Here is a 21,639-nt window from a genome sequence, read left to right as displayed (position 1 = left end):
TATTTGTAGAGAAAAACCGGATGAAGTGACATTTTTGGAACGGATACAAAATTTTATTATCAGTATTATCGACTGGTTTTACAAACCCTTTAAGCACTATGTTCCTGCTGAAACTTTTCGTTATGCGGCGACCGGGGGCATGAATATGGTTCTGGATATTCTGTTATACTTTATTTTTTACCGCTATGTTTTTGACAGGGAGGTTATCGATCTGGGATTTTATGCGATCAGTCCACATATTGCTGCATTTTTGGTCGTTTTTCCTATTACATTTACAACCGGATTCCTTTTAGCCAAATACATCACCTTTACTGCGTCTGAAGTTTTGGGCAGAGTGCAGCTTTTCAGGTATGGATTTACCGTCGGCGGGTCTATCCTGCTGAATTATGTGCTGCTTAAACTGTTTGTTGAATACTTTCACTGGTATGCTACCTTTTCAAAAATTGTTACAACGTTTATTGTGGTCGGATACAGTTACCTCGCTCAACGCTATTTTACATTCAAAACAGCACGGGTATTTGTAAAAAAGTAAGGAAGCATTTTTATTAATATTTTTCATTTTGCCGGATTTTTAAAACCATGTCACTTACTGCACACCGTTTATATTAAGGGACAGTTTATGGTCGTACACTTCTGATAACGGCTGTTTTGCCAGATTGACCCGAAGCCAGATTTTAGCCAGTTTTTCTGATGAAGAAGCGGGTGTCTCACGGATACCTCTTCCGGTTCCGCCCTGTGACATGCTGTTCATGCCGCCTCTCATTCCCTGTCTTCCGCCCATACCCTGTTTGCCGCCATTGCCGGATGACATGCCCATACCATTTCCGGAACTTCGTCCATGGTTATAAGCTCCTGAACCAGGACTGAAACTACCTTTTATCTCAAGTCCCACAGATAGGTTATGAATGCCTGCCAGTTCTGAAGAATTAATTATTCTTAATGGAATTACTGCCTTGCAAATCATGACATTAGCTGTGTCAAGTTCAAAGCTGGCAGAAAAGACTGTTTTCCTTAGCCTGAGGTCGTAATCAATTCCATTACAAACCACATTTGTAAAATCTTCCTTTACCGTTTTCTTTCGGAATGGGGATAATAGAAAACTATTACCGGTTTGCTGCCACTGAACCGGCCTGCCGGCGTTTTCTCCGGCGGGCATTACCTGAGCTCCGGAGTTTGGCATTGGTCTCTGCATGGAATAATGCAGAAAACATGCTTTGTCCTTCTGTTTAAGCGTGTCAAAATAAAGTGTAAAGCCCTGATTTAGTATTGCTTTCTGCAATTTTGGATCAGTCGTTTGAAATATAAGGTATATATTTTTATCATCATTCGTTGTTCCTAAACTAATTTCTGACTTCTTATCAAAAGCATCTGTTTGTTCAGGAAATGCTTTATCAGTCGTCCATCCGGAATTGGAATTAATTCTTTTTTTTGCAGATGAGAGGGTAGTTAATATTAAAAGTGCAGCAAGAGCATATGGTTTCATGTAAACAGCGTTTTTTAAATACCGTTTAAGTCTTTAAAAACCCTTCTTTTTTCTGATAAAAGTATCAAACATCCCGTTGAATTCCTTTAAACCAGCGTTTTATACGTAATGTAATCAGGTTCGGTGGACATTACTGCTGTTGAATGAGAGAAAGAAGCCGGTTATGATGAGCACAAGGCATACAGCGGTGAGGATCCATGGAGGATTGGCTGCTGTATTGAGTTTAACGGTCAGTGTTGCGGTTAAAGCCATACCTCCAGCAATTAAACCGGTAATCAGAAGTGTCCGGCGTGACCATGCTTCATTTTTACGGAATGGAATAAACACCAGGATCTCTCCAACAAGTCCGGCTGCCAACATTCCTCCACCTGCAACTTTTAAAAGGGCGAGATAAAGAATATGAAAGGATGCAGGCATGTCTTCCCATCTTGTGCCGAGTGCTACTTCGTGGTAGGATATGAATGAACGGCTGAATATGTAACGCAGGCCATAGAGAATTAATGGGAAAAAGGCCACTGCGAAGCACCACGTGGCAGCAACAAGTCGTTTATCCGGTACTTTATTTTTCATCGTACAGCATTTGAAAAGTCAGGGATTAAAGAGTTAAAGGTAGTAAATTCCCAACAAATATTTATCATGGCGACATTCATCATATTTAAGCCTTTTACGATTATCTAACTTTACACATCGAATACAATTAAAGTCTTATTTTATCAGGATAGTTACTATGAATAAACTTCTTTTACTTGGAGATGAAGCGATAGCTCAGGGAGCACTGGATGGAGGATTATCCGGGGTATATGCATATCCGGGCACACCATCCACCGAGGCAACAGAATACATCCGAAGCAATCAGGAAGCCATTGAAAGAGATGTACATCGTCAGTGGGCTGCCAATGAAAAAACGGCACTTGAAGGTGCACTGGGAATGTCGTATGCAGGCAAACGCACCCTGGTCTGCATGAAACATGTGGGATTGAATGTTGCTGCAGATCCATTTATCAATGCTGCCGTTACGGGCGTGAATGGCGGAATGTTGGTTCTTGTGGCCGATGATCCCTCGATGCATTCTTCACAAAATGAGCAGGATTCAAGGTTCTATGCCGATTTTGCCAATTTACCGGTGCTTGAACCTTCCGATCAGCAGGAAGCATACGACATGGCTTATGATGGCCTTGAACTATCCGAAAAACTAAAGGTCCCGGTAATGATCCGGGTTACCACCCGTCTGGCTCATTCCAGGGCAGGCGTGATAAGGAAGGCATTGAAGCCAGAAAACAAAATGCACTTACCGGATAATCTGAGGCAGTTTATTTTGTTACCGGCATTCGCCAGAAAAAGTTATGCCAGGCTGTTGGAAGCTCAGAAGGAATTTACTGCTATCGCTGCTTCTTCGGTTTATAACAAACTGATGAAAGGAGGCGATAAAAAGCTTGGAATTATTGCCTGCGGTATCGCGTATAATTACCTGATGGAGAATTATCCGGAGGGATGTCCCTATACAGTGTTTAAACTTTGTCACTATCCACCACCTGTTGAAGTGATTAACAGTATGGTGGAGGAACATGATGAGCTTCTCATACTCGAGGAGGGATATCCGCTGATTGAACGGATGGTAAAAGGGATTACACATGTTGGTCCTAAAGTGAAGGGCAGGCTTGACGGCACTGTTCCGAGAGCTGGTGAACTGAATCCTGATATCGTAATGCATGCCTTGGGTTTTGAGCCCAAAACGATTCGTCAGATGCCTGACCTGGTAGTTAACAGACCTCCCGGAATGTGCGCGGGCTGCAGCCATATTGATACCTTTGAAGCCCTGATTGAAGCCCTGAAACCTTATGGTGACGGACATGTATTTTCAGATATTGGTTGTTATACACTTGGTGCACTGCCCCCTTACAATACCATCAATAGCTGTGTTGACATGGGGGCTTCGGTTACCATGGCCAAAGGCGCTGCCGATGCAGGACTGTTTCCTTCTGTTGCCGTTATCGGCGATTCCACTTTCACACATTCGGGAATGACCGGACTTATTGATGCCGTTAATGCCGGCTCTCCGGTGACCATTATTATTTCAGATAATGAAACCACCGCAATGACCGGCGGACAGGATTCGTCAGGGACCGGTAAGCTGGAAGATATTTGCGAAGGAATTGGTGTTGATCCGTTGCATATTCATGTCGTTGAACCACTGAAAAAGAACCATGACCGCTTAGTCGGGGTCATTGCAGAAGAGATGAAATACAGAGGCGTATCGGTAATTATTGCCCGTAGGGAATGTATACAGACCCTGAAACGCAAAAAGAGTCATAAAGTACCACAACGCAATTGTCACGTTTAAAAGCAGTTAAAATGAAAACAGATATTATATTATCGGGTGTAGGAGGACAGGGTATTTTATCTATTGCAGCTGTCATAGGCTCTGCAGCCATACGGCAAAACCTGTATCTGAAGCAGGCAGAGGTTCATGGGATGAGTCAACGGGGAGGAGCAGTTCAGTCTAACCTGAGAATTTCAGACAGACCGGTATCTTCTGATCTCATCGCTTTGGGTTCAGCCGAGCTGATATTATCACTGGAGCCGATGGAGGCCCTCCGTTATCTGCCTTATCTTTCCGACAACGGCTGGTTGGTGACCAACATAACGCCGTTTATCAATATACCCAACTATCCGGATCTGGATAAGGTGATTGGGGAGGTGGAAAAGTTACCGAACCATGTTATCCTCGATGTTGATGCGGAAGCCAAAAAGATCGGTTCTTCAAAGGTTGCCAATATGATTTTACTCGGTGCTGCCACGCCATTTATCAATATTGCCTACCATCAGATTGAAACCGGGATTAAGGAGATATTTGGACGCAAGGGGGAGGATATTATCAACATTAATATTAAAGCATTAAGAGCAGGGAAAGAAATCGCAGAGGAAAAACTTTCTGTCAAATAATTATCACCCAGGGATTCACAGCGTGTGAATCCCCCGGCATTAGTCTCACTTCTCCAAAATTGCGTATATTTAGACGCCATAACACAACATAATTATCTGTTACGGGTTAAACAGTAAAACGAAGTGAACCATGAGAGTTAAGACAGTTCTTCTCCTGCTATTTGCCATTTATACAATATCGGCTCAGAACACCATAGTACCCTTACCTGAAAAAACGGTTAGCGGAGACGGTTTTTTTGTACTCAACAGTAGTCTGCCTGTCGTCCTGAACGGACAGGTAAATGATCAGGCTTTACGCGCAGTTGAGCGGCTGAAAACGGGTCTCACATACCGGACAAGGATCACATTCGATAATCAGCCATTCATTAAACAACAGGTAAAATCGGGTATTATTCTGGAAGCCAAAGCATCAACCCGGTTGATGCCCGGAATGGATGAATCGTACACCATAAACGTTGATACTTCGGCAGTGCGCATTACCGCAGCTACTACTGTTGGTGTTTTACATGGTGTTGAAACACTGCTTCAGTTGGTTCAAAAGAGAGATTCGGTCTGGATAATACCGGCCCTGACCATAACGGATAAACCCATGCTGGCTTATCGTGGCTTATTGCTTGATCCGGCCCGCCGGTTTCTTTCTGTGGATGCCATAAAGAAAACACTGGATGCCATGGCTGCCGTAAAACTGAATGTATTGCATTTGCATTTATCCGATGATCAGGGTTGGCGCATTGAATCCAAAAGGTATCCCTCGCTTCAGATTATGGCATCAGACGGTAAGTTCTATACTCAGACTCAGATCAGAGATTTGGTTAAATATGCTTCAGACCGGGGGATCATTATTATTCCGGAAGTGGATATTCCGGGCCACGCAACAGCTATTTTAACGGCCAAACCGAATCTGGCTTCTGCAGATACGACTTATGTACCTGACCGGAGTTTTGGTATTCATACACCTGTGTTAAACCCGGCAAAAGATGAGACCTATGCTTTTCTGACAAACCTTTTCAGAGAGATTGACAGTTTGTTTCCGGGACCATATATTCATATTGGCGGCGATGAAGTGGTTTACGACAACTGGAAGGATAATCCTGAAATTGATGCGTTCAGGGAAAACAAAGGATTAAAGGATTTTAAAGCTTTACAGGGTTATTTTGTGAAGCGCATGACAGACAGTATAAAACCGATGGGAAAAACTGTTATAGGCTGGGAGGAAGTTGCCCGTGATGGACTGGATAAGGAAGTGGTATTACAGTGCTGGAAAAGTAAAGGTCTTGCTTACACTTACGCAAAGCAGGGGCTTAAAACGATTCTTTCAAATGGGTATTACCTGGATACGTTCTATTCATTAAAGGATTATTACAACAATGATCCCCTGCCTGCTGATGTCAATTTTAAACCGGAACACCGCAATAATTATCTTGGGGCTGAAGCATGTCTATGGGGAGAGCTGGTGGATGAGCGCATACTGGGTTTTCGCTTATGGCCAAGAATGGCAATGCTGGCTGACCGTTTCTGGTCTACTGAAAAAAGAGACCGTCGATCATTGGCTGCGGCAACGGAAGCCATAAATCTTCAGTTACTGGAGCATAACCTCAACCAGATAGGCGCTCCGTTCAGTATTCTTTATGAAATTGCGGGCAGCAAAGATATCGCACCACTGATTGAACTGCGTGGACTGGTAACACCTGTTAAAGGTTATTACCGCCATGGTTCAGGTTACAATAACACGCTGACGCCCTTAAATACCTTTGCTGATGCTGCCGATACTGATCCGGCAAACCTGGATCTGTTTTATAATGCCTTACGTGAGTTTATTATTGCAGGTTCGAGTGATGCCAATTTTGACCTGGTGGCAGGGAAGTTGTTTGCCTGGGAAGAATATTACGAAAGAAATAAGGAATATTATCAGGGAAACTCCAGGTTGAAGGAGCTGGAACCACTGGCTAAAAACCTATCTGAAACCGCAAGAATAGCCAATGAAGCCATGGAATATATTGTTAAAGGAAAAGTTCCAAAGGATGTGTGGCTGAACAATGCAAAAAAGGTGATGGAAGAAGCGAAAAAGCCTGTCGCCGGTGTTCAGCTGACGGTTGTGGATCAGCTGGAAAAAATCCTGGTCTTTTCCAAGGAACATGATGTGATCGTATTCTAATCCTTTACTTCATAAATTGCTTTGCCGCTTATTGGTACTCCGGTTTGCGTTATGCCCTGAACATCGATATAAATCGTTGAATGAAGGTCTGCATTATAGAAGGTTATTTTTGCAGGTACTGTATTGCTGATGTTAATATCGGGTTCCCAATATATGGTGGAACGCAGGTCAGGCTGGTTATCCTTCAGTGTATGTATTTTGTAATCAGGAGAATAAAAAATTCGCGGAGAAGCATAACCTGTTATTTTTTCACTCACCGAATGATATAAAACAGCATCAGAAGGGGTGGCAGAATTTTTCTTTGTAAACACACTGATTACACCACTGTTCCCGCTCATCCCAAATGCTGCACTACCACTTATCCCTTTCAGAATTTCAATTTTATCAACATTATCCAGTGGAATAGTGCTTACCCAATCGGCGTCAATCACAATGCCATCAAGAAGGAAAAGGGGAGAGCCTCCTCCACGAAAGGAGATCTTAATATCCGGAAATGTGCTTTCAACGCTGAATGCCGGAATACGGCTTTGGATAAGGTCGAAAATATCGAAATATGCCAGGTCTTCTTCATGAATATTAATAACATTGTCGGGATTACCGTACATTCTGAAATTGCCATCGTTTTTTGCTGTTGAATGAACATCTCCTTTTACCGTAACCTCCTTTATAAGAATGGTATCTGTTAACCTGTATTTCGTTTTGAGCATTTTTTTGTACAGGGCATCCTCTGCAATGTTATTCATTATTGCCGGAACAAATTTTTCTTCGGCTGTGTTGGCAAAATAAATTTGGGGAGGTGCTATCCTTTGCGAATCGGGTAAAATCCAGCCAATGGTATTTTGTTTATCGTTGGTCGCACTTAATACAACGGTGGCTTCTCCCATAAAGTTCAGACCCTCAAATGTATATTTGCCCATTGAATCAGTTTGGGTATGTTGAAAATATCTGTTGTTTCCGGAAAAAATTCCCAGTGCGATATTGGCATCCGGAATCGGATTGTCAAATAATTTGTGCCGAAGCCGTCCGGATATGGTCAGCCCTTGTTCTGGCTTATATTCAGGATGTCCAGATAAAGAAGGAACATATTTCCATAGAAAATCCCGCCATCCCTGGGTCAGAAGCAATAGATCCAAATGCTCTTTTCTGTTTGCCTGAGACGGATCAAAGTAGTAACCCGGCTGTTCAACATATCCCTTTATTTCGGATTCCAGGAAGAACCAGGACGCAATGTTGGAAGAATACGGTTCACCGAAATCTGCAAAATTCCTGTCAATTACCGCCATAGACAGGTTGGCATATACCGGTTGTTCTGTGGTATCGCTGATAGCCAGTTCCACATCCGTTTTTTCCCTTGGCAGATATTCTGACTTTTTCGTTTTTACGGATAGATGAAGGGCATTTGGGTGTTCAACATAAAAGAGACGTTCACATAACGGAAGCGTATCATTTCCGTATATTGTCAGTTTTATTATTCCTTCAGGGAATGCACGTTCCGGCAGTAAATATCTGGATTGGTTGATGTCAAGGGTTGTTTCAAAAAACGCCTGATTTCGGAAAGTACCTCTTAAGATCAGGGGACTTTGGGAGAGCAACGGCAATGTTTTAGCATTGGTTCCAATATTTAGAATCAGGGATCTGCCGGAAGGTTTCAGACGTATGACTAGTCCGGTTTCAAAGCAGGTTGGAAGTTTTACCTTAAACCCTACACCGTTCCCGGCCATACCAGTTGCATAGTAGTCAAAATCTTTTGCAGGTTTTAAATAAAATTTGCCGAGACCAAGGTGTTCCGATTTAAAGGCTGAAACAGTGTCTCCCTGTGAAGAAATAATGTACCCGGAAACATCACATCCGTATCCGTTTGCATTAACGGCTTTGAAGGCTATTTTGGAATAGATGTCGCACACAAGACTGCCTCCCTCGGGGAAAAACTGTATGTCAACCGCAGGTATGTGGTGATTTTTCCTTGATTCACCAGCTGTTGTATCAGCAAAATCTTTAACCGTTATCTTCTTCATAAAGAAAAAGGTACCTCCAAAGTTGTTCATGTAAGCTGTGTATGCCCTTAAATAATATTGTCCCGGGGAGATATGTTCAGGCAGGTGAAATGCACCTGATCCTGTGCCGTTAATTTGCCTTATGGTTTGATGATCCAAGATTATTGCATCCGGTGAAATCAAATCAACATAAACGACTTTACTATGGGTTGTAAGCTGATTTGAAAGGGCTTCAACAAGATAGGACTTAAACCAGATATCATCACCGGGCTGATAGAGTGCGTGGTCGGTGTGAAGATAGATTTTTTCATAGATTTCATATTGCCTTTGCTCTTGAAGAACCGGATCACTTTTTACCTGGGAATGTGAAAAAGAACAAGATGAAAAGAACAACAGAAAGAACACGGGAAACATTTTTACAATAGCTTCTGAACATAACGTTTTTTCTGAAGTTTTAATTCGTTTCACGGCTTAAAGAAATCTGATCCGGGATATGTTTTGAATTAACGGATTAACCATACGAATTTAAGTAATTTTCAGGAAACCTGTTTCCGTGCATTATTACAATTCAATACCAGGCAATAATTAGTTTTATGTAATTGGAACTTATTGAGAGAACATTAAATATATTACAGGAGGGAGATAAGTATCAGATTGCGGTTTTTTAAGAGGATAATAAACAATTGCAGTAATCTTATTAACAGACTAATGAAGTTTGCGTTCGTTCTGTTATTTTTGGGGTATAAAACAGTAACAGATGAGTGAAAATGTACCTTTGGTTGAACTGGATCTGCGAATGGAAACATTCAGGCGCCATATGGATCGGTATCATCCCGAATGGAAAACTGCTGTTGTCTTCAGCAAAATAAATCTTCTGTATTTTACCGGATCAATGCCTGAAGGCATGTTAATTATTATGCGTGAGCATGATGCAGTACTTTGGGCTAGACGCAGTTACGAGCGTACGGTACAGGAATCTCATTTTCGCGTGATTAAACCCATGAACAGCTATCGTGATGCTGCAGCTTACTATTCACAGCAAGCGGATGAAGTGTATCTGGAAACCGAATATGTGCCACTTGCTATGTTTCAACGTTTTCAGAAGCATTTTCCCTTTAAATCATTCAAGTCTCTCGATTATCAGATTGCCCTAACACGATCTGTTAAAAGTGCATGGGAAATAGGTTTTATGAAAAAAGCAGGAGCCATTCATCAACGCGTTTCTGAGGAACTGGTTCCTCAATTATTAAAAGAAGGTATGACGGAAGCAGATCTGGCAGCAGAACTGTACCGGGTTATGATTAAAGAAGGACATCAGGGAACGGCTCGTTTTGCCATGCATGACACCGAAATTATAGTGGCTCAATTAGGCTTTGGTGAAAGCTCTCTTTACCCAACAAATTTTGACGGACCGGGAGGAAACCTGGGATTGAATGCTGCGGTTCCTGGGCTTGGAAGTCGTGAGAGAAAACTTAAGCGGGGTGATCTTGTTTTTGTGGATATGGGAATGGGTGTTAACGGATACCATTCAGATAAAACCATGACCTATATGTTTAAGGAATACCTGCCGGAAGAGGCGATTAAAATACATCATCAGTGTGTGGATCTGCAGAACAGGATCGCTGAACAGCTCCGTCCGGGGAATACACCGGAACAGATATATGAATCAGTTATGGAAGGCCTGAGTACCGGTTTTCTCACCAATTTTATGGGCTTTGGGAAGCGACAGGTTAAATTTCTTGGTCATGGAATCGGTCTGACCGTGGATGAATTGCCGGTACTGGCTAAAGGCTTTAAGGATCCTCTGGAAACGAATATGGTTTTTGCTGTTGAACCCAAAAAAGGCATCGAAGGTATAGGCATGGTGGGAATTGAAAACACCTTTGTTGTTACACCCGAAGGTGGTGAGTGCATTACAGGCACTAATCCGGGATTGATACTGGTTGAATAACAGTGTATTAAGAAGTATTCCCAAAACATTTCTTATGTGTCTGAGTCTCGTTATTCCCTTGAAATACATTGTCAAAAAATTAGACACAAGGTTCCTGATACCTGAATTTGAGGTCCAATGCCATCGGCAACTTTTCTCTTTTTATCATTTATGCACAATCTGCTTATCCAAAATTCGGGTGATGTGTCAAAAACTGATACATGATAGTGTAAAATATATTGACACTTCTGTATTTCTTTTAACTGTTAAATGCATGTAAAACAGCATTTTATGTGGTTTGGGCATGAAGTTTGGTCTGATAGAATCATAAATGAATTATCTATGGGAATGGACCGACAAATAAAAAAGCAAAGCTGGTTAAGAAAAAACTATGTGCTCGTAATTATTGGGACTGCCTTTCTGATTTTTGTGTTGGTAACTACTGTTTTTGGCGATCATCGTTCGACTTACAAGGTGGACATCGATAAAATTTCTGTTGGTGAGGTTGTCAGCGATACCTTCCAGGACTATATCAGTATTACCGGGGTGGCTGAACCGATCAGAACAGTTAGCCTTCATCCACTGGTCGGTGGTCAGGTAAAGGAAAAACTGCATGAGGAAGGAGATGAAGTCAAGGCTGGAGATATTATCCTGACCATGACAAATCCGGAACTGGAGCAGTCCATTATAGATATGCGTTCGGAACTGGAACAGGAGCGTATCAATGTGCAGCAGAGCAAGATAAACGAGGAAAAGAACAGAGCTGGGTTTAAGAGCCAGATCATGGAAATCGAATTCTCGGTAAACAATGAGCGCCGGAATTACGAGGAGAAGAAGTATGAGTTTGAGCAGGGTATGATTCCTAAAAATGCCTTTTTGATGGCAAAAGAATCGTATGAATTTACTTTGAAAAAGCGCGATATCCAGATTGAGAACCTTCACCGGGATTCTCTGCTGAGTGTGTTGAATATCAGAAGAATGGAAAATAATCTGGAACGAAATGAAGCAAAGTTCCACATTGAACAAAGAAAACTCGATGATCTGAATGTTAAAGCTCCGGTGGCTGGCAGACTGAGTTCTCTGCTGAATGTTGAGATTGGGGGGCAGCTTGGGAAAAACTCAGGCATCGGATATATCAGGGATTTATCGGAACTTAAGATTTTAGCCAATATTGATCAGTATTATACAGGAAGGGTATCGAGGCATCTTCGGGCAACCTGCACCATAGAAAATAAGGATTATGATCTTTACGTGGATAAGGTTTCATTTGAGGTCAATGGTGGACGGTTCGAAACCGAACTCCTTTTTACAGACCACATGCCGGATTTGATCCGTGTGGGTCAGACCTATCACATAAAACTCAGACTTGGAGATTCCCAGGTGGGCATTTTAATACCACGTGGTGGCTTTTTCCAAAGTACCGGTGGTAGGTGGATTTACGTGATTGACAAGTCGAATACCTTTGCCGAAAAACGGGTGATCAGACTGGGAAGTAAAAACGATGAATATTATGAAGTGCTCGAAGGATTGGAGCCAGGGGAGAAAGTCATTGTTTCAGGTTATGATACGTTTGGAGATGCCGAAAAACTTGTTTTTAAATAGTCGGTGATGAAAATGAAATTATATATATGTATGGCTGTTTTCATGTGGTGTACGTTTTCTGTTTCAGCACAGGAAAAAGAGGAGACATTGCTATCATTGGATCAGGTGATAGAATTGGCGCAGAAGCAGTCTCTGGATGCTTTTATTCAGGAAAACATGTACCTGTCAAGCTGGTGGGAGTATAAAGCATTTAAAGCGCAACAGAGGCCATGGCTCGAACTGAATTCAAATCCTTTATCGTATAAAAACTCCATTGAAGCCATCACCGATAATTCCGGATCATATCTTAAACGCTCCGAAAAACTTCAATCCGACGCTAGATTATCGTTGACCCAGAATATCATGACGACCGGAGGCGATATTTACATCAATTCCAGATTGAGTCGTCTCGAAGATTATGCCAATAATGAAATAGGATATGGATACACCCCTTTTTCGGTTGGAATATCACAACCCTTATTTCAGTTTAACACGTTTAAATGGCAAAAAAAGATTGAACCGCTGAAATTTGAGATCGCAAAAAAAGAATACATTAAATCGGCTGAAGACATCGCCATGAAGGCCATCACGTATTTTTTCAACTTTCTGGACGCGCAGATGTCATATAAAATTGCAGAGTTGAATAAACAGTCTGCCGATACCCTTTATTTTAAGAGCATGGGCCTCTTTGAACGAGGTGCCATTGCCAGCATGGACCTGAAAAGGCTGGAGCTGAATAAACTCAATACGGAAAATGAATTTGAACGGTCAAAGCTGCAACTTGAGAGGTATAAGTTTGATCTGAAATCTTATTTACGGATCCCCGGAAATATGGATCTGAGGCTTCTGGTACCGGATAGCGTTCCGGATCTGAGCATCAATCCCGATGCTGCTTTAGCTAAAGCCACAGAGAACAATCCTGATGTTCTGGACTTTAAAAAGCGGTTGTTAGAAGCTAACAGGGAAATAGCCCGCGCAAAGGGAAACAATGGCATTCAGTCTAACCTGAGTGTTGATTTTGGATGGAGTAAATCCGGGCAGAATCTCAACGAGGTGAATCATGATTTTGGTTCTGACAGAGGAGTAGAATTAAGTCTGTATATCCCGATTGTGGATTGGGGTATGAGCCGCGGAAAAAGAGAAATAGCAGAATCCAATAAAAAAGTTACCGCTGCTAAGGTTGAAATAGAGCAGATAGACTTTGAACATGATGTTCTGATGAGTGCCATGGAGTTTAATATGCAGGAAGCGCTCCTTGTTAATGCGAGAAAAGCCAATGCCATTTCAGAAAAGACCTACAAGACCGTGGAAGAACGTTTTTTGTCAGGGAAAGTTAATTTGGAAACCCTTTACGCAGCACGCAACGAAAGAGACAATGCTTTAAGGAGTGTTTACAACAGGATAAGACAGTACTGGAGTTATTATTACTATATGCGCAGCATTACCTTATTTGATTTTCAGCAGAAGCAAAGCCTTTCCAAAGACTTCGATGAACAGTTTGGACTGAAATAAAAGGCAATATTAACAAGGTTTTGTTTCAGTTTTCTTTTGCAGTTCAAATTCTATACGCTGTTATTTGCTGTTAAATAAGTGGGTGAAGTGCATAAAAATTACCAACTTTATGCGTTATTTTTAATTCTCCGTAAATGCGAATTGGTCGTCTGATTCAAAGCAGCATAGTTTTCGTTGTTTTAAGTATGCTTGTCTCCTGTCAATCCAAAGGGAAAAGTCAGGGACACAATGTTGCCATTGAGAAGACCGATTCCTGTCTGCAACATCCGTCTCACACATTTCAGGTTTTTATCCCTGCATCTACAAATCTGGAACAGAAGATTCCATTGTTCATTGCTGTCGATCCACACGGATCAGGCCAAACGGCGCTAAATCATTTAAAAGCAGCAGTGACTGAATATCCCGCTGTCCTGGTGGCTTCCAATTTAATCCGGAATAAAGATCCGAACTTCATCTCAGAGCTTGAAGAACTGATTGCAGATGTGCAAAAGCGATATCCTGTTACGAAAGAAATATATCTTACCGGCTTTTCCGGTGGAGCCAGAATGGTGCTTGGATATGCGATGAAACATCAGGTAGACGGTGTCCTTGCCTGTGGTGCATTTTCAGGTCCGGATCAGCTTTTTGCCATAAAATGTCCGGTAATGGGGATTCTTGGGATGACGGATTTCAACTTTCTTGAAACAGTGCAGTATATTTTTGATCCGGCCAGGTTACCTGCTAATGTTCATATAGAACTCATCAACGGAGCACATGAATGGCCCGATGGTAAAACTTTATCAGCCAGCTGGGGATGGTTTCAGCTATCACGGCAGGATATTAAGGATCAGGATAGGCTAAATATGTTTGTAAACCAGCAAAACGCCTGTATTGATTCATTAATAAAAGCAGGAAAGGACATCCGGGCCATCTGTATCAGCCGGAATATGGGATCTGTCGGGTCTTTTGAAAAGTTGGGTTCATTCCGGAAGCAAACACGGGAAATAACCTATTCTGATTCTTACATCGATGCGTTGAATGCATTGTCGGATGTCCTTCGTTTTGAGGTGAAAAAGCGTGAGGAATACAGTCAGGCTTTGATGGACCGTGATGCTGAATGGTGGAGAAAGGAGATAGATGACTTAAACCATCATGTGGATAATGAACCGGATGAGATGAAACAAATGGCTTATGCACGCCTGAAAAGCTTTCTTGGTATTGCCTGTTATTCCTATGCCAGCCGTTTTGTGGTGCAGAAAAATGTCGCAAATCTTAAACAGATTTTAATGGTTTACCAGTTGGCTGAACCAAACAATGCAGATCTGAAACGTTTCAATAAGTTTCTCACAGAGTTAAAAGGTCAATAATCAGATTGTCATAGAAATGAAGTTAATATCTTTCCTGTTATACATCTACGTACCCAAATAATACTCAAATATTGCTTAGTTTTGCTGCCAGGGAAGGGTTTAAGTCCCGAATATGTAATCAAACATGTTGTTTGCTAAATGAACCAGGTAGATCCAAAATGTTTTGTCGTGCTTTGCTTATGAACTTATAATTCATAAATTTTGAACACCATGAAACGACAAAACATTTTACTCAGCATTTTGCTCTTCAAACTAATCTTTTTTTCTGATAAACTATTGGCAGAAAACCCGGAAGGACGGTTTCACATCAACGAAGGTGATTGGTTCGAAATGCAGGTTGATCTTCCGCTGAACTACACGGATAAAAGCGGGTCACCTCTCAACTTTTTTAAAGAAGCAGAAAAACAGAGTTATCCGTATTACTGCATTACCAATTGCTAAAGCAGCGTTCAAACGGCAACCAGATTTACATCGTATCCATTCAAAGAATTCAAAGCAAAGTATATGCTTCCAGTTTTAACACCTGGTTGGGCTACGATTCTTACTATCCTCCTTACCGGGATAATGTTAAGTCGGTAAAACCATTCATTCAGTCAGAACTGGAGGTAACTCCCGACGGCAATATAATTCGCTTTGATTCCATTTCCGGTTATGCTCCTACATTTAAACTTACGGAAATCAGTCCCAAAGTAAAAAACAAGATTGGAATCTCATTTAACTTTAAGCTTCCAACGCAGATGATCGAATTGGTTTCAGGCTTCACTACATTTTTACCTCCAATATCAGGCCTTAAAACAATGACAATACTTAACAGTGAGCAAAAAATTGAAACCAATGACTATCGCGAAACAGAATTCTATAGCATATATAAAGTAACCTCAAACGATACGGTTACTACAGAAGTCAAATATTTAAAAAAAGAAGGGATTCTTATTTCGGATCGGATAGGCAGATTGGTAAATGCATCGTTCCCAATCCCAGCCAACAGCATCATCAAAGGGAAACTTGCGGATCAGGCTAACCGGAAAATAACAATTAGCCTGGAAGGAGACAGAGATGAGGCATATTTCAAAAAAAGGCATTTTGACACCGGTGAAGATGGCTCTTTTAGTTGCCCTGTATTTTTAAACGAACCGCTTTATTTGAAGATAGACATTGGAAGCAAAACGATAAGTTCCTTCTTCGTGCCCGGCGACACCCTGGAAATTCTGGATATACCATCAAAGGTGGAAAGGGTTTCAATCAGAGGTACGCTTTACGACCAGCCCACAGAACCTGGCCATTTGTTTGATGCAATCAACTTTAGGGGCAAAGCGGCTTATAATGCTAAATTGTCGGTGGAAATGGATGAGTGGATGACATACATGCCACTGCCTAAAAATGTCAGAGCTTATTCAACCTACCATGAAACGATCACAAAAAACATTAAATACCTTCTAAACCTGTACAGCAAAAGAGCGACCAAAGAATGTGTCGATTATTTCAGGTCAAAGTGGAATTACTATCTGGCAGCAGATAAATTATATTTTAGGGAAGAAAACGAGACGATACTCTATGAAGATATGTTTTCATACCATAAAGCTTCAGAGAAAGAAGTTTTTGACTTTCCCGCCGGTTTCTTTCTAGAAGTAGATACATTGCCCACTTTGATGTATCCCTATAAATGGTGTAAATACTACCAAAGCTTCCTTCACTACGCATTTGATTTTAAAAAGCAACGCCTGGAAATGTCGGTTGGAGGACAAAACAATGACTTTTACGGGAACTACTATTTTGCCAGGGCATCCCTAAAAGTTTACCCGCTTTATACTGCCCTTTATAAAGCTTTTGATAAGGAATTAAGAGGTGGCTTTGCAGCAGCGTCAGGAATTGAACCTTTTTACCAGGATTTTATCAATAACTGCAAAGATCCTTTGCTGACCGAGCCACTGGAACAAGTACATAAAACAGTTTCGGAACTGGCTCTGGGCAAAGCATTCCCGGTACAATCATTCATACTGAAAGACAGCACTGTCTTTAACCTTGCACAGTACAAAGGAAAACCCGTTTGTTTGGTTATTATGCGCTCTGAGAAAAGAATGATCAGTTACTATAAAAAAGAAATGGATAAGTTTATACCTGACGAGGTGGAATTCATATTTGTTTCACTTCCAAATACATATTCAGATAAAAGTCCTGCTGCTGACTCCATAAAGGCTATGCCCAACGTAAAGGTTATAGACGTGATGGAGCAGGATTTAGGAAGCAAACTTTTAAAAACAAATCAGGATAAAATATTTGTTCTTGATAAATGGCTACGAATTGTGGATGACAATGTAAAAAGTCCGCTAAATTATATAGGAAACAAGGCTTTGGAAGAAGCCATACGAAAGGCCATCGACGCCAAACGATACACAAAGGCAGAAAAGGCCTCATTTTATAAAACCGCAGGGTGGAGCTTAGGCTCCATCCTTTTCACACTTTTCATCGGTTTCTTGGTGTACCGGATGCGCATACGCAAAATACGTCGTCAGGAAGCCCTGAAACGACAAATTAAGGAGTTGGAAATTAAGGCTATTCGCTCGCAAATGAACCCGCATTTTGTTTTCAATGCGCTCAATTCCATCCAATCACTCGTAAACAGTTCCCAATATAAAGAAACCAACATTTACCTGGCTAAATTTTCGGTATTGATGCGTAGTGTCCTCAATAACTCGGAACGTAGCATGGTAAGCCTGTCCGAAGAGCTGGAAGCCGTGAAACTGTATTGTGAACTGGAACAATTGCGCTTCGAATTTGAGCTGAGCATTGAGGTCGCATCCGATATCAACAGTGACCTGATTGAAATACCCGGGATGATCATCCAGCCCCTGGCCGAAAACGCGGTTGTGCACGGGTTATCGTCACTCGGTGGAAAGGGAAAGCTTAGCATTAAAGTAGATCGGTGCAGGGACAAAATCTGCGTTTATGTAACAGACAACGGAACCGGTCTGTCGCAACAAAAGGAGGACAAACTGAGCCAAAAAGGCTTTGGATTGAAACTTGTACAGGAACGCCTGGCTATTTTAAACCACAAAAACAAACAGGCCCGACTGACGGTGGAAAATAACAGTGAAAAAGACGGAACAACAGCTACTCTGATAATACCGGTTGATTAAATTTAAAGACATACAAATGAGCATTAAAAGTATTATAGTTGACGATGAGCCCAAAAGCAGGAGAAACCTGCGTGACCTGCTTACCGAATATTGCAAACAGGTAGAAATTATTGGCGAAGCAGCATCGGCTCCCGAAGCGTTGAAATTACTGCAACAAACACAGCCTGATTTATTGTTCCTCGACATTGAAATGCCGGGTGGCTCGGGTTTCGACCTGCTAAAATCACTTAATGACCAGTTTTTCGAAGTGATTTTTGTTACAGCATTCGACAAATACGGCATTCAGGCTGTAAAGTTTTGTGCCATCGACTACATACTTAAGCCCATTGATATATTTGAACTTTCGAAGGCAGTTGAAAAGGCTTCAACTCAGATTAACCGAAAAAAAGAAAACCAGCGCCTGGCAGAACTTGTAGCCAACATTGACCGCGCTGACGAAGAAAAACGCCTGGCCCTTCCCTTATCCGAGAAAATTGAATTTGTTGTGATCAAACACATTATCCGCATGGAGGCCGATGGTAATTATACGCGTATTTTTATTGAAGGCAACAAAGAATATATGGTATGCAAAACGCTGAAAGAATACCATGAAATACTTGAGGCCTACGGCTTTTTGCGAACCCACCAGTCTCACCTTATTAACTGCCAAAAGATCTCAGCCTACGTAAAATCAGATGGAGGCTATATTTTAATGGAAGGTGGGGATAATGTTCCCATCTCGCGCCAAAAAAGAGAAGAAGTGCTGAAAAGAATACTTTAAAATACCAAGCACCACTTTCAGAATATACATAAGAATTTGAAGCTTAAATTGTAATAAAATAAGCGGTTCGTATAAACAGAACAAGCATAATCCTTGTTATTCCAATTGGTTTTCAAAATACGCATTAAAGAATATTTATCAGCTTTTTGATGGCAAATTTGACTAATTTTGTGATCTTTAAAAATCAAATAATTAGTTTGACAATCTCAGAATTGAAATGCTGCACAGAAGTCCCGTAACTTTCGCACGAATTAATTATGTATAATTTCAATATATTATCATGAAACACATTTCTTATTTGCTGGTAGTTTCGCTATTCGCGATCATGGCGTCCTGCTCAAATGGTTCTAAAAAAACAAACACAGAAACAATGAACAATAATCCATTGCTTAGTGACAGTGGTCTGCCGTATGGTGCACCGGATTTCACAAAGATCACAAATGCAGATTTTCAACCTGCCATTGAACAGGGGATGAAGGAACAGATGGAGGAGATTAATGCAATAGCCAACAATAACGAAGAGCCGACTTTTGAAAATACTTTTGTTGCACTCGAAAAGAGCGGCCAGACTCTACACCATGCTTACGGTGTATTTAGTTTATTATCCGGGGCCAATACCAATCCGGAAATTCAACGCATAGAAGAGGAGGAGGCCCCCAGGCTGGCAGCTCATTCTGATGCCATATTTTTAAATGATAAGCTATTTCAGCGCGTAAAAAAGATTTATAACGAACGCGAAAGTCTGGATCTGGATCCGGAATCCAAAAGGCTGGTAGAATACTACTATCAGAAGTTTGAGCTGGCAGGTGCTAATCTTTCGGATGAGAAAAAAGCAGAACTGAAAAAACTGAACGGTGAAGAAGCGACTTTAAGTGCAAAATTCAGTAATAAGTTAATCGCGGCTGCCAAGGCCGGTGCCCTTGTCGTTGATGACGTAAATCAGCTGAAGGGATTATCGGATGCAGAAATAAGTGCTGCTGCTAAACAAGCCACTGATGCAGACAAAGACGGGAAGTATTTACTACCACTACAAAATACAACACAGCAACCGGATCTTCAGTATTTAAAAGATCGTGATACCCGTCATAAACTATTTGAAGCATCCTGGAACCGGGCAGAAAAGAACGATAGCAACGATACACGGGCTATCATTATCCGACTGGCTGAAATCAGGGCACAGCAGGCTAAAATTATGGGTTTTAAAAATTATGCGGAATGGGCACTTAAAGACCAGATGGCTAAAACACCGGAAGCTGTTAACAAACTACTCAACCGTTTAACCCCTGATGCCATGGCTAAAGCAAGAGAGGAGGCTGCAGATATTCAGGTGTTGATTGACAAGCAGAAGGGCGGATTTGAACTGGAGCCATGGGACTGGAATTTCTATTCAGAGCAGGTTCGTAAAGCTAAATACGACCTGGATGAGAGCCAGATTAAGCCGTATTTTGAATTGAATAATGTTCTGGAGAACGGTGTTTTTTATGCTGCTACACAGCTTTATGGAATAACCTTTAAAGAACGCAAGGATATACCGGTTTACCAGGATGATGTCCGTACGTTTGAACTGTTTAACGAAGATGGTTCATCCATCGGACTGTTCTACTGCGATTATTATAAACGCGATAATAAATCAGGTGGTGCCTGGATGGGTAATATCACAGAGCAGTCTAAACTACTGGGTAATAAACCGGTAATTTACAACGTATGTAATTTTTCCAAACCGGCACCGGGACAGCCGGCACTCATCAGCTACGATGATGTAACCACGATGTTCCATGAGTTTGGGCATGCTTTGCACGGATTTTTTGCTGACGAAGAATATCCAAGTATTTCAGGGACCAACGTTTCCCGTGATTTTGTAGAACTTCCATCACAGTTTAATGAGCACTGGGCATTATATCCGAGCGTGTTTGCACATTATGCCAAACATTATAAAACGGGTGAACCGATGCCGGAATCGCTCGTTAATAAGATTAAAAAATCGGTAACATTTAACCAGGGCTATGCCTTTACCGAGTTACTGGAAGCGTCAAAACTGGATATGGCCTGGCACACGATCAGTGCAGGACAAAAAATTGAAGATGCCGATGCATTCGAATTGAACGCCTTAAAGGAATCAGGTGCTTATATGAAAGAAGTACCACCACGTTACCGTTCAAGCTACTTCCTGCACATTTGGGGGAATGGCTATTCGGCAGGTTATTATGCCTATACCTGGGCTGCTATGCTGGATAATGATGCCTTTGAATGGTTCAGGGAAAATGGAGGGCTAACCCGTGAAAACGGACAGCGTTTCCGTGATATGATCCTGTCGCGGGGCAACTCAGAGGACCTTGAAAAGATGTACAAGGATTTCAGAGGGAAAGATCCGGAAATTGAGCCTTTGTTAAAATCAAGGGGTTTATTATAAAACATTAATCAGTTTAGTCAGGGCCTCACTTCAAGTGAGGCCCTGACTTTTTTAATATGTTCAGCCACATCCGGTTGATGCAAACATGCAAAAATGATGTGGCTGTTACTAAAAAAAATATGGCCTCTTTTACAGGGTATTCAAAATTTTTGTTCGGATGTAATTTGTTCTATTGGCTCAGCCTTACTCATATCGAAGTGTTTCGATCCCGATTGTTTTGTTTGTAAGCACAGTTTTATGGCCATTTATGCATGGCGTATCAGGTAATAGGTTAGGAAATGGTAATGGCCGGTTACAACCACTTAGAGAATGTGCGTAATAATAACTCATTAATCTCCATGATATTAGAATCTCATTTTTTCTGAAGACATATTACTTTATTCATCCA

Annotated in this window: 15 protein-coding genes; 12 read left to right on the top strand and 3 right to left on the bottom strand. The window is 41.5% G+C overall.

Going from position 1 to position 21,639, the window contains the following annotated elements; translation table 11 throughout:
• Nucleotides 1–25: 25 nt before the first annotated feature.
• Nucleotides 26–532, top strand: a complete 507-nt coding sequence (locus ACE1EF_RS07755; protein WP_375720068.1) for a GtrA family protein — start codon at nucleotides 26–28, stop codon at nucleotides 530–532.
• 54 nt (nucleotides 533–586) lie between these two features.
• On the opposite strand, the gene ACE1EF_RS07750 is transcribed toward ACE1EF_RS07755, so the two are convergent.
• Both ACE1EF_RS07750 and ACE1EF_RS07745 read right to left on the bottom strand, forming a co-directional pair.
• The gene (locus tag ACE1EF_RS07750) at nucleotides 587–1,483 is read right to left on the bottom strand and encodes a hypothetical protein (protein ID WP_375720067.1); all 897 of its coding nucleotides are present in this window, start codon (nucleotides 1,481–1,483) and stop codon (nucleotides 587–589) included.
• Between the two features lie 114 nt (nucleotides 1,484–1,597).
• On the bottom strand, nucleotides 1,598–2,053 hold the full coding sequence (locus ACE1EF_RS07745; protein WP_375720066.1) for a hypothetical protein: 456 nt from the start codon (nucleotides 2,051–2,053) through the stop codon (nucleotides 1,598–1,600).
• A 157-nt stretch (nucleotides 2,054–2,210) separates the two neighbouring features.
• Here ACE1EF_RS07745 and ACE1EF_RS07740 point away from each other — a divergent pair, with 157 nt between their 5' ends.
• From ACE1EF_RS07740 to ACE1EF_RS07730, 3 genes are all read left to right on the top strand, one after another.
• Nucleotides 2,211–3,824 carry a thiamine pyrophosphate-dependent enzyme gene (locus ACE1EF_RS07740; RefSeq protein WP_375720065.1) on the top strand — a complete coding sequence of 538 codons (1,614 nt, stop codon included), beginning with the start codon at nucleotides 2,211–2,213 and terminating at the stop codon, nucleotides 3,822–3,824.
• 11 nt (nucleotides 3,825–3,835) lie between these two features.
• Entirely contained in the window at nucleotides 3,836–4,426 is a 591-nt protein-coding gene (locus tag ACE1EF_RS07735; RefSeq protein WP_375720064.1) for an indolepyruvate oxidoreductase subunit beta, read from the top strand.
• 130 nt (nucleotides 4,427–4,556) lie between these two features.
• Nucleotides 4,557–6,581, top strand: coding sequence for a beta-N-acetylhexosaminidase (locus tag ACE1EF_RS07730; RefSeq protein ID WP_375720063.1), 2,025 nt, complete (start codon nucleotides 4,557–4,559; stop codon nucleotides 6,579–6,581).
• Here the strand turns inward: ACE1EF_RS07730 and ACE1EF_RS07725 are convergent.
• Complete coding sequence (locus tag ACE1EF_RS07725; RefSeq protein ID WP_375720062.1) at nucleotides 6,578–9,043, bottom strand: hypothetical protein; 2,466 nt, start codon at nucleotides 9,041–9,043, stop codon at nucleotides 6,578–6,580. The genes ACE1EF_RS07730 and ACE1EF_RS07725 overlap by 4 nt on opposite strands.
• 289 nt (nucleotides 9,044–9,332) lie before the next feature.
• Between ACE1EF_RS07725 and ACE1EF_RS07720 the strand changes: the two genes are divergently transcribed.
• The 8 genes from ACE1EF_RS07720 to dcp all read left to right on the top strand — a co-directional run bounded on the left by ACE1EF_RS07720 (nucleotide 9,333) and on the right by dcp (nucleotide 21,251).
• Nucleotides 9,333–10,526: a M24 family metallopeptidase gene (locus tag ACE1EF_RS07720; RefSeq protein ID WP_375720061.1), complete on the top strand. Its 1,194-nt coding sequence runs from the start codon at nucleotides 9,333–9,335 to the stop codon at nucleotides 10,524–10,526.
• 270 nt (nucleotides 10,527–10,796) lie between these two features.
• Complete coding sequence (locus ACE1EF_RS07715; protein ID WP_375720060.1) at nucleotides 10,797–12,107, top strand: efflux RND transporter periplasmic adaptor subunit; 1,311 nt, start codon at nucleotides 10,797–10,799, stop codon at nucleotides 12,105–12,107.
• Between the two features lie 12 nt (nucleotides 12,108–12,119).
• The gene (locus ACE1EF_RS07710; protein ID WP_375720059.1) at nucleotides 12,120–13,598 is read left to right on the top strand and encodes a TolC family protein; all 1,479 of its coding nucleotides are present in this window, start codon (nucleotides 12,120–12,122) and stop codon (nucleotides 13,596–13,598) included.
• Nucleotides 13,599–13,732: 134 nt separating this feature from the next.
• Nucleotides 13,733–14,944 (top strand): hypothetical protein, encoded by a 1,212-nt coding sequence (locus ACE1EF_RS07705; RefSeq protein ID WP_375720058.1) that lies wholly within the window; start codon nucleotides 13,733–13,735, stop codon nucleotides 14,942–14,944.
• Nucleotides 14,945–15,154: 210 nt separating this feature from the next.
• Nucleotides 15,155–15,385, top strand: a complete 231-nt coding sequence (locus ACE1EF_RS07700; protein WP_375720057.1) for a hypothetical protein — start codon at nucleotides 15,155–15,157, stop codon at nucleotides 15,383–15,385.
• Nucleotides 15,379–18,081, top strand: a complete 2,703-nt coding sequence (locus tag ACE1EF_RS07695; RefSeq protein ID WP_375720056.1) for a sensor histidine kinase — start codon at nucleotides 15,379–15,381, stop codon at nucleotides 18,079–18,081. The genes ACE1EF_RS07700 and ACE1EF_RS07695 overlap by 7 nt, the downstream gene beginning before the upstream one ends.
• 16 nt (nucleotides 18,082–18,097) lie before the next feature.
• Entirely contained in the window at nucleotides 18,098–18,841 is a 744-nt protein-coding gene (locus ACE1EF_RS07690) for a LytR/AlgR family response regulator transcription factor (protein WP_375720055.1), read from the top strand.
• A gap of 280 nt (nucleotides 18,842–19,121) precedes the next feature.
• Nucleotides 19,122–21,251 carry a peptidyl-dipeptidase Dcp gene (gene dcp / locus ACE1EF_RS07685; protein ID WP_375720054.1) on the top strand — a complete coding sequence of 710 codons (2,130 nt, stop codon included), beginning with the start codon at nucleotides 19,122–19,124 and terminating at the stop codon, nucleotides 21,249–21,251.
• The last annotated feature ends 388 nt before the right edge of the window (nucleotides 21,252–21,639 follow it).

The organism is Quyinboa sediminis, assembly GCF_042219855.1.
Classification (GTDB): domain Bacteria; phylum Bacteroidota; class Bacteroidia; order Bacteroidales; family UBA5342; genus JBHJHP01.
This window is presented reverse-complemented; position numbering and strand designations above follow the sequence as displayed.